Genomic DNA, 12,908 nt, shown 5'->3' on the forward strand with positions numbered 1-12,908 from the left:
GTTTTTCTCCGGTTCGGCGTGACTTAACCTCTACCCTATCAGAGTCTGAAGTCTTCCCCAAGGTACACGCGCTTAACATGCTCATCTTCGAGGATTTGCTGCGGCGTACCGTGGGCAATCAGATGGCCCTGGCTCACTATGTAGGCGCGCTCACACACCGCCAGCGTTTCACGAACGTTGTGGTCCGTGATCAGTACGCCAAGCCCGCTGTCGCGCAGGTGTTCAATGATACGTTTGATATCGATAACGGAGATGGGGTCAACGCCCGCAAACGGTTCATCCAGCAGGATAAATTTCGGGTTTGCTGCCAGCGCGCGCGCAATCTCAACGCGGCGGCGTTCACCACCGGACAGCGCCTGACCGAGGCTGTCGCGAAGGTGTTCAATATGAAACTCTTCCATCAGCTCGTTCGCACGGTCAGTGCGCTGCTCGCTGGTCAGATCGTCACGGATCTGGAGCACGGCCATCAGGTTGTCGAACACGCTTAAGCGGCGGAAGATAGACGCTTCCTGCGGCAGATAGCCGATGCCACGACGCGCGCGGGCATGCAGCGGCAGCAGGCTGATATCTTCATCATCGATAATGATGTTGCCGGCGTCACGCGGGACGATGCCCACTACCATGTAGAAGGTCGTAGTTTTACCCGCGCCGTTAGGGCCAAGCAAACCCACGATTTCGCCGGAGTTGACGGTCAGACTGACATCTTCGACGACGCGGCGGCCCTTATACGCTTTCGCGAGGTTTTTTGCAGTTAAAGTTGCCATAACGAATTAGTTACTCTTTTTCTTTGCCGGAGCCTGACCGTTGTTCTTGTCCTGCAACTGCGAAGGCACAAGCACGGTCGTGACGCGTTTGCCTTTTTCGCTGGAGGCCTGCATTTTCTGCTCTTTCACCAGATAAGTGATCTTGTCGCCTTTGATATTGCTGTCCAGCTGTTCCAGGTAAGCATTACCGGTCAGGATGACCAGATCCTTCGCCAGTTCATAGTGCATATGCGAGGCATGGCCTTTCACCGGCTTGCCGTTGTCCTGCATCTGGTAGAAGGTGGCCGGGTTGCCATAACCATCGATAATCTCTTTCCCCTGCTCGCCGCCCGGACGGGTAACGACCACTTTGTCGGCGTTGATTTTGATGGTGCCCTGGGTCACAACGACGTTGCCGGTAAAGGTGACGACGTTACCCTGCATATCCAGAGACTGGGTATCGGATTCAATATGAATCGGCTGTTCGGTGTCGCCAGTCACAGCAAGCGCGGGAAGACTGGCCGCCAGCAGCGCGCTGGCGATAACAACTTTAAGGCTGAGTTTGTTTGTTTTGAATTTCATAGGAGGTTCTAACCTTTTCAATCAGCTCGGCGTTTTTGCTGCGTAAGTTCCCGCGCATTCTTAAACCGCTGGAATTAAATGTTGTGCCATACAGGGTGACTAAATCCTGCGACGTGACATCCTGGGTGACCAGGTTGATCTGGGCGTTATCCGTCGTAATTTTTCGCAGTTGCGCGTCAGCGGTCAGGGCGTTGACTTCAACGTGACCATACAGGTAAAGCATACGGTCATTTGTCAGTTTTGCCCGGTCAGACTTGATTGACCACGTCGGCACTTTGTCCGTATCAAAGGTGGTCAGGACCGGCTGGGTAAACCACGAGGTGCCGTCATCTGAAAAATATTCTACATGCTGAGCAACGAGGCGATAGTTCAGCGCACCTTCCGGGCTATAGACCACGGTGTCGCTGTGATCGCTTTTATAGGTCGGGTCGCTCGTGTTAACCACTTCCGCTTGCGTATCATCGCGGTCAGCGAGATTTACGCCAATCAGTATCAGGGCGACAAGCGCAAGCAGAATGATAACCCAACGTCTGGTTTTACTCATATCGATTGCCCTTTCGCCTCATCAAGCTTGCCCTGCGCCAGCAGAAGCAGATCGCAGACTTCACGGACGGCGCCACGGCCACCGTGAATATGGGTAACGTAATCAGCACGCGGGATCAGCAGCGGGTGCGCGTCAGCCACGGCGATGCTCAGACCCACCTCCGCCATGACTGGCCAGTCGATCAAATCATCCCCGACGTATGCCACATTCTCTGGCGCAATGGCCAGTTTTCCCAGCAAATCCCGGAAGGCTACCATCTTATCAGACTGTCCCTGATAGAGATGCGTAATGCCCAGCGTTTCACACCGATCTTCTACCAGTTTAGCTTTCCGCCCGGTGATGATTGCAACTTCAATACCGGACGTGAGCGCACAGCGGATACCGTAACCGTCGCGAACGTTAAAGGCTTTCAGCTCTTCGCCGTTATTGCCCATATAAATCAGACCGTCGGAGAGCACACCATCCACATCGAGGATCAGCAGGCGGATATTTTCCGCCTTTGACATCATGTGGGCGCTCACCGGGCCATAACAGGTTGCAAGGGATGCACCCGCATTACTCATTGTCTTATCCTTCATTACACTACGCCAGCGCGCAGCAGATCATGCATATGTACCACACCCAGCAGTTGGTCGCCATCGGCAACCATCACTGAGGTAATATGACGGGACTGCATCAGGTTCAGCACATCTACCGCCAGCGTGCCGGGACGGACGCGGATCCCTCCTGGTGTCATTACATCAGCGATGCCCAGCGTTCGGACATCCACACCCATATCGAATACCCGGCGCAGGTCGCCGTCGGTGAAAATGCCCTGAATCTTCATCAGATCGTCGCAGATAACCGTCATGCCCAGGTTTTTACGGGTGATCTCCAGTAACGCGTCGCGCAAAGAGGCCTCTTTGCTGACGTGCGGGATCTCATCCCCGGTGTGCATAATATCGTTAACCCGCAGCAGCAGTTTGCGCCCGAGCGCGCCGCCGGGGTGAGACAGGGCGAAATCTTCTGGCGTAAAACCGCGGGCTTCCAGCAGCGCAACGGCAAGGGCATCGCCCATCACCAGCGCGGCGGTTGTGCTGGAGGTCGGCGCCAGCCCCAGCGGGCAGGCTTCTTTAGGCACCTTCACGCACAGGTGAATATCCGCCGCGCGCGCCATGCTGCTTTCCGGGCGGCTGGTCATGCAAATCAGCGGTACGTGCAGACGCTTCAGCACCGGGATCAACGCCAGGATTTCATTCGATTCCCCGGAGTTGGACAGCGCAATAACCACGTCCTGCGGCGTAACCATGCCGAGGTCACCGTGCGCGGCTTCACCGGGATGAACGAAGAATGACGACGTGCCGGTACTGGCAAAGGTCGCCGCCATTTTGCGCCCGATATGGCCGGATTTGCCCATCCCCATCACCACGACTTTACCGGCGCAGTAGAACATCTTCTCACAGGCCAGACTAAAATCCTGATTAATGTACTGATCTAACTGCGCCAGACCTTCACGTTCAATCTCCAGAACGTCTTTGCCTGCTTTCTGAAAGTCAAAACCCGGCTGCAATTCTATTTGCGACATAATGCGTTTCCGTTTACCCAGAGAGAAGTGGCGAAAGCCAGTACAGCATCGCCAGCCATACGATAAATCCACCCGTCAGCAGCGCGCCTGCGCCTTTGCCGATCTGCTCTTTTCGCCGCCAGCAGAGCAGGGCGAAAATTACGCTGACCAGCAGCATTACACCGTAATCGCGCGTGAAGACCATAGGGTTAAACGGCCCCGGTGAGATTAATGCCGGCAGCCCCGTCACGATCGCGATATTGAAAATATTCGAGCCAATGATATTGCCGATGGCGATATCATCTTCCCCTTTACGCGCCCCGGCGATGGCGGTAGCCAGCTCTGGCAGGCTGGTGCCGATAGCGATGACCGTCAGACCGATTGTCAGTTCGCTCATCGCAAACGCGTTCGCCAGCACCGTCGCGTTATCGACCACCATCCGCGTGGCCATTGGCATGATAATCAGCGCGACGCCCAGCCACAGCAGGGCGACGGGTAAGGTCCCTTCCCGGGGCAGCTCGGCGAGGTGCTCACGCGTGAGGCTATCGTTACCCTGTTTTTCCGCCAGACGTGCGATCTTCACGCTGTAAAGCAACCAGATCACGGCCAGGGCGAGCAGGAATATACCGTCACCGACGCTCAGCACCCCGTCATAAAGCACATAGCCCGCCAGCAGACTGACGACTAACATTAGCGGCAATTCACGACGCAAAACATCGGAATGTACGCGAAATGGATGCAGTAATGCGGCTAAGCCTAAAATCAGCAAGATATTGACGATGTTAGAGCCAATCGCGGTGCCGATAGCGAGGTCAACCTGGCCATGCAACGAGGCTGAAACAGAAACGATGATTTCAGGAAGCGATGTGCCTACACTGACCACCGTCATGCCGATAATGATGGGCGGCATGCCAATGAGTCGACAGAGAATGGATGCGGCAAAGACCAAACGGTCAGCACTGTAGACCACCAACAGTAAACCAATTATTAACAGTGCTGTTGCTAAAAGCATCAAAAGTCCTTTCTTCAGGTATACTCGCTGGTCCACTGCGCACGAATTTTAGCGCCAGATGAAGTCTGAGACGTGACGAATTCCTAATTTTGACTTTATGCGCCGGAAAAGTAAAACAAATGCCAGCTTTCGCTAACCCCAATAGTGAATATTCTGTAAAAATGCGGGGTTTAGGGCTGATTTACGCTTCATGCCAGCCGTGAAGCAAGGTAAGTAAGGAACCATAAATGAGCCAAACGATGGCGAATATAGTCGATGTCCGGGGCGTCAGTTTTTCTCGCGGCAACCGGTTAATATTTGATGATATTTCGCTGACCGTGCCGCGCGGTAAAATCACCGCCATCATGGGGCCGTCAGGGATCGGTAAAACCACGTTGCTGCGTCTTATCGGCGGGCAAATCCCCCCTGACAGCGGCGAAATTCTCTTCGACGGCGAAAACGTCCCGGCGATGTCTCGCTCGCGCCTCTACACGGTTCGCAAACGGATGAGCATGCTCTTTCAGTCGGGTGCGCTGTTCACCGATATGAACGTTTTTGACAACGTGGCCTATCCGCTGCGTGAGCACACCCATCTTCCTCCTGCGCTGTTGCACAGCACGGTGATGATGAAGCTTGAAGCCGTGGGGCTGCGGGGGGCTGCGAAACTCATGCCGTCCGAACTCTCGGGTGGGATGGCGCGCCGCGCCGCGCTGGCGCGTGCTATTGCCCTGGAACCCGATTTAATCATGTTCGATGAACCGTTCGTCGGGCAGGACCCCATCACCATGGGCGTGCTGGTGAAGTTAATTTCGGAGCTGAACAGCGCCCTTGGCGTCACCTGCGTGGTGGTTTCCCACGACGTGCCGGAAGTGCTGAGTATCGCTGATTACGCCTATATTGTGGCTGACAAAAAGATCGTCGCCCACGGCAGCGCGCAGGCGTTGCAGGAGAATGGCGATCCGCGCGTGCGGCAGTTCCTGGACGGTATCGCAGATGGGCCGGTGCCTTTCCGCTATCCGGCGGGCGACTATCATGACGATTTACTGGGAATAGGGAGTTAAGCCACTCATGCTGTTAAATGCGTTGGCGGGTCTTGGACACCGTGGCCTAAAAACCATCAGTACGTTCGGGCGTGCCGGATTAATGTTGTTCAACGCGCTGGTCGGCAAACCGGAGTTCCGCAAGCATGCGCCGTTACTGGTGCGGCAGCTCTATAACGTCGGCGTGCTGTCGATGCTTATCATCATCGTGTCGGGTCTGTTTATTGGCATGGTGCTGGGGTTGCAGGGGTATCTGGTACTGACAACCTACAGCGCGGAAACCAGCCTTGGCATGCTGGTGGCGCTCTCGCTGCTGCGTGAACTCGGGCCGGTGGTTGCCGCGCTGCTGTTCGCCGGGCGTGCCGGGTCAGCGTTGACGGCGGAAATTGGCCTGATGCGCGCCACCGAGCAGCTCTCCAGTATGGAGATGATGGCAGTCGATCCGCTGCGCCGGGTGATCTCGCCGCGCTTCTGGGCCGGGGTTATCTCCTTGCCGTTACTGACTATCCTCTTTGTGGCGGTAGGTATCTGGGGAGGCGCGCTGGTTGGCGTTAACTGGAAAGGCATTGATGCCGGATTCTTCTGGTCTGCCATGCAGGACGCCATCGATCTGCGGATGGATCTGGTGAACTGTCTGATCAAGAGCGTGGTTTTCGCTGTGACGGTTACCTGGATTGCGTTGTTTAATGGTTACGATGCCATTCCGACGTCGGCGGGCATTAGCCGTGCAACGACGCGTACTGTCGTACATTCGTCGCTGGCCGTTTTAGGTCTGGATTTTGTGCTCACCGCACTGATGTTTGGGAATTGAGTTCATGCAAACGAGAAAAAATGAAATTTGGGTTGGCGTGTTTCTGCTTCTGGCGCTGCTGGCCGCGCTGTTCATCTGCCTGCGAGCGGCGGACATCACCTCTGTTCGCGCCGAGCCGACGTACCGTATCTACGCGACTTTCGATAACATCGGCGGCCTGAAAGCGCGCTCACCGGTGCGTATTGGTGGCGTCGTTATCGGACGTGTCGCCGACATTACGCTTGATGAGAAAACCTATCTGCCGCGCGTCGCGATGGATATCGAAGAGCGCTATAACCACATTCCGGACACCAGCTCGCTTTCTATCCGCACCTCTGGCCTGCTGGGGGAGCAATATCTGGCCCTTAACGTTGGTTTTGAAGATCCTGAGCTGGGAACGACTATCCTTAAAGACGGTAGCGTAATCCAGGATACCAAGTCAGCGATGGTGCTGGAAGATATGATTGGTCAGTTCCTTTACAACAGTAAAGGGGATGATAAAAAGTCTGACGATGCCCCTGCGCAGAGTGAAGACCACACCAACGTCGAACCGACGCCAGGCGCGACGAATTAATTTCAGGAGAAGTTATTCATGTTTAAACGACTGTTAATGGTTGCCATGCTGGTCATTGCCCCTCTTACCGCGGCGCACGCTGCGGATCAGAGTAACCCGTACAAACTGATGAATGAGGCCGCGAAGAAAACCTTCGACCGTCTTAAAAACGAACAGCCAAAAATCCGTTCTAACCCTGATTATCTGCGTGATGTGGTGGATCAGGAGCTGCTGCCGTATGTGCAGATCAAGTACGCGGGCGCACTGGTGCTGGGCCGTTACTACAAAGACGCGACCCCGGCGCAGCGCGAGGCTTACTTTGCGGCGTTCCGTGAATACCTGAAACAGGCTTACGGCCAGGCGCTGGCGATGTATCACGGGCAGACCTATCAGATTGCCCCTGAACAACCGCTGGGCGATGCCACTATCATTCCTATTCGCGTGACGATTATCGATCCAAACGGTCGTCCACCGGTTCGTCTGGACTTCCAGTGGCGTAAAAACAGTCAGACCGGAAACTGGCAGGCGTACGACATGATCGCTGAAGGCGTCAGCATGATCACCACTAAACAGAACGAGTGGAGCGATCTGCTGCGCACTAAAGGCATTGATGGCCTGACGGCTCAGCTTCAGTCCATCTCTCGTCAGAAAATTACCCTGGACGAGAAGAAGTAATGTCACAGCAGCTTAGCTGGGCGCGTGACGGCGAGACGTTGACGCTGACGGGAGAGCTGGATCAGGATCTGCTTAACCCGCTGTGGGACGCTCGCCATAACGCGATGCAGGGCGTGACGCTGATTGATCTCCATGGCGTCACGCGGGTAGATACCGCCGGTATCGCCCTGCTGGCGCACCTGGTGGCCACGGGCAAAAAGCAGGGGAGTAGCGTCACCCTGACGGGGGTAAGCGATAACGTGATTACCCTTGCACAGCTTTACAATTTGCCCGAAGACGTATTACCTCGCTAATTTTTTCAGTACGTTACTTCTGAAAGCCCCGACAGTTTACGCGTCGGGGCTTTTTGCTTGTTTAAGACCGCGCCACTTTGCTCTAAGATGTTGAGCTTGTTTTCACTATCAGATGATGTAGACCCCATGGAAAATAATGAAATCCAGACTGTGCTGATGAATGCACTCTCCCTTCAGGAAGCCCACGTCTCTGGCGATGGCAGTCACTTCCAGGTTATTGCTGTGGGTGAGATGTTCGACGGAATGAGTCGCGTGAAGAAACAGCAGGCTGTGTACGCGCCGCTGATGGAATACATTGCGGATAACCGCATCCACGCCCTGTCGATTAAAGCGTTCACCCCACAGGAGTGGGCACGCGATCGCAAACTAAACGGTTTTTGAGCTGAGGGCGAAACGCCCGCAGCACGGTTGAATTTATAAGAGAGCAAACGATGGATAAATTTCGTGTACAGGGACCCACGCGTCTCCAGGGCGAAGTCACAATTTCTGGCGCTAAAAACGCCGCGCTGCCCATTCTTTTCGCTGCGCTGCTCGCAGAAGAGCCGGTAGAGATCCAGAACGTACCGAAGCTGAAAGATATCGACACGACCATGAAGTTGCTCGGCCAGTTGGGCACCAAAGTGGAGCGTAACGGTTCCGTCTGGATCGATGCCAGCAACGTGAACAACTTCTCAGCGCCGTATGAGCTGGTGAAAACCATGCGTGCGTCCATCTGGGCGCTTGGCCCGCTGGTTGCGCGTTTCGGTCAGGGACAGGTTTCACTGCCGGGCGGATGCGCTATCGGCGCGCGTCCCGTTGACCTGCATATCTTCGGCCTGGAAAAACTCGGCGCGGAGATCAAGCTGGAAGAGGGTTACGTTAAAGCATCCGTCAATGGTCGTCTGAAAGGCGCGCACATTGTCATGGACAAAGTGAGCGTGGGCGCAACGGTCACCATCATGTCGGCTGCTACGCTGGCAGAAGGGACCACGATCATCGAAAACGCCGCGCGTGAACCGGAGATTGTGGATACTGCAAACTTCCTGGTCGCGCTGGGAGCGAAGATCAGCGGGCAGGGCACAGACCGTATCACCATCGAAGGCGTTGAACGTCTGGGTGGCGGTGTGTATCGCGTACTGCCAGACCGTATCGAAACCGGCACTTTCCTGGTGGCCGCGGCCATTTCTGGCGGTAAGATTGTCTGCCGTAACGCCCAGCCGGATACCCTGGATGCGGTGCTGGCGAAGCTGCGCGATGCGGGTGCGGACATTGAAATCGGTGAAGACTGGATCAGCCTGGATATGCACGGGCAGCGTCCTAAAGCCGTTAACGTGCGTACTGCGCCACATCCGGCATTCCCGACGGATATGCAGGCACAGTTCACGCTGTTGAACCTGGTGGCCGAAGGCACGGGCTTCATCACGGAAACCATCTTCGAAAACCGTTTCATGCACGTACCGGAACTGATCCGTATGGGTGCGCATGCTGAGATTGAAAGCAACACGGTAATTTGCCACGGCGTTGAAAAACTGTCCGGTGCGCAGGTGATGGCGACCGATCTGCGCGCATCTGCGAGCCTCGTACTGGCAGGTTGTATTGCGGAAGGGACTACCGTTGTCGATCGTATCTACCACATCGATCGTGGTTACGAGCGTATTGAGGATAAACTGCGCGCGCTGGGTGCAAATATCGAGCGTGTGAAGGGCGAGTAATCATTCCGGCACCCCCCTGCCAGAACAGGCCGGGGGATTGCTGTTCTTGTCAATTCTGGTGCATCAGTCCTGATGCGCTTTCTTCGTTTTGCTCTGGCGCATCATGCGCGTTCTGTCGATAAATTCATGGGTGATGGGATCGTGGTAGCGTGACGGCCATATCACCCACGGATGCGTATCCAGCGCCGTCGCGATAATCAGTTCCCCCTTCGGCCATGGGCGGGTCAGGGCGTTTGCCAGCGTCGACGAGCTCAGCCCATGACGACGTGATTCGGCAGCCAGCGAAGTTCCTTTTTTACGCAGTGCCGCAATAATGTCAGCAGAATGCCAGTCGATGAATTTTGTATCCATAATGCTGTCCTTGTGTTCGTTATCGTCCACGTCGTTTCGTGTGAAAAGACAGCATTACTATACTCACTTCGAACATCTGTTCTAAAAAGTTCATGTTACGAGAAGCAATATTCAGAATAAGGCACGGCTTTATACATACGGCCTGTAACCCGATGGGCTTACGCGTAAATGTAATTTACTGGAGCGTACTGGAGTCTCCCTGCGTAGGGGCAGGGAGATGATGAGGGATTAACGGTCGCGCTGGACGGCGATGTGCGCGAGGCCGATTAGCGCATCACGCCATAGGCTGTCGGGAATGACCTGAATAGCGGCGATGGCTTTGTCCGCTTCTTCTTCAGCGCGCTGACGCGTCCATTCCAGGGAGCCGCAGATTGCCATTGTTTCCAGTACCGGTTCCAGAAGATGGCGTCCATTTCCCTGCTCGATAGCCTCCCGGATCATTTTCGCCTGCTCTGGTGTACCATTGCGCATCGCGTGGAGCAGCGGCAGCGTTGGCTTGCCTTCGTTCAGGTCATCGCCGACGTTTTTACCGAGCGTTTCGCCATCCGCGCTGTAGTCCAGCAAATCATCAATCAACTGGAACGCGGTGCCGAGGTAACGGCCATAGTCCTGAAGGCCTTTTTCCTCCGCTTCGCTACAGCCAGCCAGAATGCCAGAGCACTGCGCGGCGGCTTCGAACAGACGTGCGGTCTTGCTGTAAATCACCCGCATATAGTTTTCTTCGGTGATGTCCGGGTCGTTGACGTTCATCAGCTGTAGGACTTCACCTTCAGCGATAACGTTCACGGCTTCTGACATCACTTCCAGCACCTTCAGCGAGCCAAGGCTTGTCATCATCTGGAAGGCTCGGGTATAGATAAAATCGCCTACCAGAACGCTTGCCGCATTACCAAACGCGGCGTTGGCGGTGGCTTTGCCACGACGCATGTCTGATTCATCCACAACATCGTCGTGAAGAAGGGTGGCGGTGTGGATAAATTCGATCAGCGCCGCGATCGTGACATGGGCATTTCCCTGATAGCCAACCGCGCGTGCGGCCAGAATGGCAATCATCGGACGAATACGTTTACCGCCGCCGCTGACGATGTAATAGCCCAACTGATTGATCAGCTGAACGTCAGAGTTGAGTTGCTCCAGGATTGCTGCATTCACACCCGCCATATCTTGCGCGGTTAACTCATTGATTTTTTCTAAATTCATCGCAAAAGCCGGGCTTTTTATCCTGTTTATCCCACACGAGATGGGTACACAAAGGGTTTCGGTTTATAAATAGTATTGCTGATTGTACTGAAAAAACGGCTCAGATAAACGTTACCGTACGTGTTGTGTTTTTTTTCTTCATGTATTGATGGTAGCACTTGTCAAAGGCTCGCGTTTTGCGTAATATTCGCGCCCTATTGTGAATATTTATAGCGCACTCTGAATCATACGAGGATGTGCGCGGAAGCGGAGTTTATATGTACGCGGTTTTCCAAAGTGGTGGTAAACAACACCGAGTAAGCGAAGGTCAGACCGTTCGCCTGGAAAAGCTGGACATCGCAACTGGCGAATCTGTTGAGTTCGCTGAAGTTCTGATGATCGCAAACGGTGAAGAAGTCAAAATCGGCGTTCCTTTCGTTGATGGCGGCGTTATCAAAGCTGAAGTTGTTGCTCACGGTCGTGGCGAGAAAGTTAAAATCGTTAAGTTTCGTCGTCGTAAACACTATCGTAAGCAGCAGGGCCACCGTCAGTGGTTCACTGATGTGAAAATTACTGGCATCAGCGCCTAAGACCTGAGGAGAGATTTAAATGGCACATAAAAAGGCTGGCGGCTCCACACGTAACGGTCGCGATTCAGAAGCTAAACGCCTGGGCGTTAAGCGTTTCGGTGGCGAATCCGTTCTGGCGGGTAGCATCATCGTTCGTCAGCGTGGCACCAAGTTCCACGCGGGTACCAACGTAGGTTGCGGTCGTGACCACACTCTGTTTGCTAAAGCAGACGGTAAAGTGAAATTTGAAGTTAAAGGCCCGAACAACCGTAAATACATCAGCATCGTTGCTGAGTAAGGTTTTCTCGGTCCGGTAACGGATTAAAGCCCCGCAACGTGTTGCGGGGCTTTTTACATTGGAAACCCGGAAAATTTTCTGTAGGGAAAACGGGCATGAAGCAGCAGGCCGGCATTGGTATTCTTTTGGCGCTCACTACCGCAATGTGCTGGGGTGCGCTGCCAATTGCAATGAAGCAGGTACTGGAAGTCATGGAGCCACCGACGGTGGTGTTTTATCGCTTCCTGATGGCAAGCATAGGCCTGGGCGCCATTCTGGCCGTCAAAGGTAAGCTGCCACCGCTGCGCATCTTTCGAAAACCGCGTTGGCTGGTGTTACTGGCTATCGCGACGGGCGGTCTGTTCGGTAACTTCATTCTGTTCAGCTCTTCCCTGCAATATCTTAGCCCTACAGCGTCGCAGGTGATTGGTCAGCTTTCACCGGTCGGCATGATGGTCGCCAGCGTATTCATCCTCAAGGAGAAGATGCGCGGCACGCAGATCATCGGGGCAAGTATGCTGCTTTGCGGGCTGGTGATGTTCTTTAACACCAGCCTGATTGAGATTTTTACCCGCCTGACGGATTACACCTGGGGTGTCATTTTTGGGGTGGGCGCAGCAACGGTCTGGGTGAGTTATGGCGTCGCGCAAAAGGTGTTATTGCGCCGTCTTGCCTCACAGCAGATCCTCTTTTTGCTGTACACTTTGTGTACACTGGCATTATTGCCTTTAGCGAAGCCGGGTGTAATTACCCAGCTCAGCGACTGGCAACTGGCGTGCCTCATTTTTTGTGGGCTGAATACGCTGGTCGGTTATGGCGCGCTGGCTGAAGCCATGGCGCGCTGGCAGGCAGCACAGGTGAGCGCCTTAATCACGCTTACCCCGCTGTTTACGCTGTTATTTTCAGATTTGTTATCAATGGCCTGGCCCGATGTCTTCGTCAAGCCGATGCTCAACCTGTTGGGTTATCTCGGTGCGTTTGTCGTGGTTGCGGGCGCGATGTATTCCGCCATTGGTCATCGTCTCTGGGGGCGTTGGCGCAAAAATGAAGCGGTTGTAATAGTCCCCCGCTCAGGCGAATGAGTTAC

Annotated in this window: 18 protein-coding genes; 10 read left to right on the forward strand and 8 right to left on the reverse strand. The window is 54.6% G+C overall.

Translation table 11 applies throughout. The features are described 5' to 3' along the window. Nucleotides 1-38: 38 nt before the first annotated feature. The 6 genes from lptB to ACOTXL_RS12320 are packed head-to-tail and all read right to left on the reverse strand — an operon-like array spanning nucleotide 39 to nucleotide 4,424. On the reverse strand, nucleotides 39-764 hold the full coding sequence (gene lptB, locus ACOTXL_RS12295; protein ID WP_003861862.1) for an LPS export ABC transporter ATP-binding protein: 726 nt from the start codon (nucleotides 762-764) through the stop codon (nucleotides 39-41). Between the two features lie 6 nt (nucleotides 765-770). After that, complete coding sequence (gene lptA / locus ACOTXL_RS12300; RefSeq protein WP_003861860.1) at nucleotides 771-1,325, reverse strand: lipopolysaccharide ABC transporter substrate-binding protein LptA; 555 nt, start codon at nucleotides 1,323-1,325, stop codon at nucleotides 771-773. Beyond that, nucleotides 1,294-1,869 (reverse strand): LPS export ABC transporter periplasmic protein LptC, encoded by a 576-nt coding sequence (gene lptC, locus ACOTXL_RS12305; RefSeq protein WP_003861858.1) that lies wholly within the window; start codon nucleotides 1,867-1,869, stop codon nucleotides 1,294-1,296. Before lptC ends, lptA begins: the two co-directional genes overlap by 32 nt. Next, on the reverse strand, nucleotides 1,866-2,432 hold the full coding sequence (gene kdsC, locus ACOTXL_RS12310; RefSeq protein ID WP_003861856.1) for a 3-deoxy-manno-octulosonate-8-phosphatase KdsC: 567 nt from the start codon (nucleotides 2,430-2,432) through the stop codon (nucleotides 1,866-1,868). Before kdsC ends, lptC begins: the two co-directional genes overlap by 4 nt. 14 nt (nucleotides 2,433-2,446) lie before the next feature. Further along, on the reverse strand, nucleotides 2,447-3,433 hold the full coding sequence (gene kdsD, locus ACOTXL_RS12315; RefSeq protein ID WP_003861853.1) for an arabinose-5-phosphate isomerase KdsD: 987 nt from the start codon (nucleotides 3,431-3,433) through the stop codon (nucleotides 2,447-2,449). A 13-nt stretch (nucleotides 3,434-3,446) separates the two neighbouring features. Next, nucleotides 3,447-4,424 carry a calcium/sodium antiporter gene (locus ACOTXL_RS12320; protein ID WP_003861852.1) on the reverse strand — a complete coding sequence of 326 codons (978 nt, stop codon included), beginning with the start codon at nucleotides 4,422-4,424 and terminating at the stop codon, nucleotides 3,447-3,449. Nucleotides 4,425-4,651: 227 nt separating this feature from the next. Here ACOTXL_RS12320 and mlaF point away from each other — a divergent pair, with 227 nt between their 5' ends. The 7 genes from mlaF to murA all read left to right on the forward strand — a co-directional run bounded on the left by mlaF (nucleotide 4,652) and on the right by murA (nucleotide 9,445). After that, complete coding sequence (gene mlaF / locus ACOTXL_RS12325; RefSeq protein ID WP_003861850.1) at nucleotides 4,652-5,464, forward strand: phospholipid ABC transporter ATP-binding protein MlaF; 813 nt, start codon at nucleotides 4,652-4,654, stop codon at nucleotides 5,462-5,464. Nucleotides 5,465-5,471: 7 nt separating this feature from the next. Then, nucleotides 5,472-6,254, forward strand: coding sequence for a lipid asymmetry maintenance ABC transporter permease subunit MlaE (gene mlaE, locus ACOTXL_RS12330; RefSeq protein ID WP_003861848.1), 783 nt, complete (start codon nucleotides 5,472-5,474; stop codon nucleotides 6,252-6,254). A gap of 4 nt (nucleotides 6,255-6,258) precedes the next feature. Then, nucleotides 6,259-6,807, forward strand: coding sequence for an outer membrane lipid asymmetry maintenance protein MlaD (gene mlaD, locus ACOTXL_RS12335; protein ID WP_003861847.1), 549 nt, complete (start codon nucleotides 6,259-6,261; stop codon nucleotides 6,805-6,807). 18 nt (nucleotides 6,808-6,825) lie between these two features. Next, complete coding sequence (mlaC, locus tag ACOTXL_RS12340; RefSeq protein WP_003861845.1) at nucleotides 6,826-7,461, forward strand: phospholipid-binding protein MlaC; 636 nt, start codon at nucleotides 6,826-6,828, stop codon at nucleotides 7,459-7,461. Beyond that, the gene (gene mlaB, locus ACOTXL_RS12345) at nucleotides 7,461-7,754 is read left to right on the forward strand and encodes a lipid asymmetry maintenance protein MlaB (protein ID WP_003861843.1); all 294 of its coding nucleotides are present in this window, start codon (nucleotides 7,461-7,463) and stop codon (nucleotides 7,752-7,754) included. The genes mlaC and mlaB overlap by 1 nt, the downstream gene beginning before the upstream one ends. A 126-nt stretch (nucleotides 7,755-7,880) precedes the next feature. Further along, a complete protein-coding gene (gene ibaG / locus ACOTXL_RS12350; RefSeq protein WP_003861840.1) occupies nucleotides 7,881-8,135 on the forward strand; it encodes a BolA family iron metabolism protein IbaG in 255 nt (84 codons plus the stop codon). Nucleotides 8,136-8,185: 50 nt separating this feature from the next. Then, complete coding sequence (murA, locus tag ACOTXL_RS12355) at nucleotides 8,186-9,445, forward strand: UDP-N-acetylglucosamine 1-carboxyvinyltransferase (RefSeq protein WP_006812128.1); 1,260 nt, start codon at nucleotides 8,186-8,188, stop codon at nucleotides 9,443-9,445. Nucleotides 9,446-9,508: 63 nt separating this feature from the next. Here the strand turns inward: murA and sfsB are convergent, their stop codons facing one another. Then, a complete protein-coding gene (sfsB, locus tag ACOTXL_RS12360) occupies nucleotides 9,509-9,796 on the reverse strand; it encodes a DNA-binding transcriptional regulator SfsB (RefSeq protein WP_017382732.1) in 288 nt (95 codons plus the stop codon). Between the two features lie 228 nt (nucleotides 9,797-10,024). After that, nucleotides 10,025-10,996, reverse strand: a complete 972-nt coding sequence (gene ispB, locus ACOTXL_RS12365) for an octaprenyl diphosphate synthase (protein ID WP_045350323.1) — start codon at nucleotides 10,994-10,996, stop codon at nucleotides 10,025-10,027. Nucleotides 10,997-11,253: 257 nt separating this feature from the next. On the opposite strand from ispB, the gene rplU reads away from it, so the two are divergent. The 3 genes from rplU (at nucleotide 11,254) to ACOTXL_RS12380 (ending at nucleotide 12,903) form a co-directional block, all read left to right on the forward strand. Next, nucleotides 11,254-11,565 carry a 50S ribosomal protein L21 gene (gene rplU / locus ACOTXL_RS12370; protein ID WP_003025032.1) on the forward strand — a complete coding sequence of 104 codons (312 nt, stop codon included), beginning with the start codon at nucleotides 11,254-11,256 and terminating at the stop codon, nucleotides 11,563-11,565. A 19-nt stretch (nucleotides 11,566-11,584) separates the two neighbouring features. Beyond that, complete coding sequence (gene rpmA, locus ACOTXL_RS12375; protein WP_003861831.1) at nucleotides 11,585-11,842, forward strand: 50S ribosomal protein L27; 258 nt, start codon at nucleotides 11,585-11,587, stop codon at nucleotides 11,840-11,842. 95 nt (nucleotides 11,843-11,937) lie between these two features. Beyond that, entirely contained in the window at nucleotides 11,938-12,903 is a 966-nt protein-coding gene (locus ACOTXL_RS12380) for a DMT family transporter (protein WP_003861826.1), read from the forward strand. Nucleotides 12,904-12,908: the final 5 nt, after the last annotated feature.

The sequence above is a fragment of the Enterobacter cloacae complex sp. IR5402 genome (assembly GCF_049238125.1).
Lineage (GTDB): Bacteria > Pseudomonadota > Gammaproteobacteria > Enterobacterales > Enterobacteriaceae > Enterobacter > Enterobacter hormaechei_C.

Coding starts and splice junctions, on each gene's coding strand:
- lptB (WP_003861862.1), bottom strand. CDS start 764: ATGGCAACTTTAACTGCAAAAAACCTCGCGAAAGCGTATAAGGGCCGC.
- lptA (WP_003861860.1), bottom strand. CDS start 1,325: ATGAAATTCAAAACAAACAAACTCAGCCTTAAAGTTGTTATCGCCAGC.
- lptC (WP_003861858.1), bottom strand. CDS start 1,869: ATGAGTAAAACCAGACGTTGGGTTATCATTCTGCTTGCGCTTGTCGCC.
- kdsC (WP_003861856.1), bottom strand. CDS start 2,432: ATGAGTAATGCGGGTGCATCCCTTGCAACCTGTTATGGCCCGGTGAGC.
- kdsD (WP_003861853.1), bottom strand. CDS start 3,433: ATGTCGCAAATAGAATTGCAGCCGGGTTTTGACTTTCAGAAAGCAGGC.
- ACOTXL_RS12320 (WP_003861852.1), bottom strand. CDS start 4,424: ATGCTTTTAGCAACAGCACTGTTAATAATTGGTTTACTGTTGGTGGTC.
- mlaF (WP_003861850.1), top strand. CDS start 4,652: ATGAGCCAAACGATGGCGAATATAGTCGATGTCCGGGGCGTCAGTTTT.
- mlaE (WP_003861848.1), top strand. CDS start 5,472: ATGCTGTTAAATGCGTTGGCGGGTCTTGGACACCGTGGCCTAAAAACC.
- mlaD (WP_003861847.1), top strand. CDS start 6,259: ATGCAAACGAGAAAAAATGAAATTTGGGTTGGCGTGTTTCTGCTTCTG.
- mlaC (WP_003861845.1), top strand. CDS start 6,826: ATGTTTAAACGACTGTTAATGGTTGCCATGCTGGTCATTGCCCCTCTT.
- mlaB (WP_003861843.1), top strand. CDS start 7,461: ATGTCACAGCAGCTTAGCTGGGCGCGTGACGGCGAGACGTTGACGCTG.
- ibaG (WP_003861840.1), top strand. CDS start 7,881: ATGGAAAATAATGAAATCCAGACTGTGCTGATGAATGCACTCTCCCTT.
- murA (WP_006812128.1), top strand. CDS start 8,186: ATGGATAAATTTCGTGTACAGGGACCCACGCGTCTCCAGGGCGAAGTC.
- sfsB (WP_017382732.1), bottom strand. CDS start 9,796: ATGGATACAAAATTCATCGACTGGCATTCTGCTGACATTATTGCGGCA.
- ispB (WP_045350323.1), bottom strand. CDS start 10,996: ATGAATTTAGAAAAAATCAATGAGTTAACCGCGCAAGATATGGCGGGT.
- rplU (WP_003025032.1), top strand. CDS start 11,254: ATGTACGCGGTTTTCCAAAGTGGTGGTAAACAACACCGAGTAAGCGAA.
- rpmA (WP_003861831.1), top strand. CDS start 11,585: ATGGCACATAAAAAGGCTGGCGGCTCCACACGTAACGGTCGCGATTCA.
- ACOTXL_RS12380 (WP_003861826.1), top strand. CDS start 11,938: ATGAAGCAGCAGGCCGGCATTGGTATTCTTTTGGCGCTCACTACCGCA.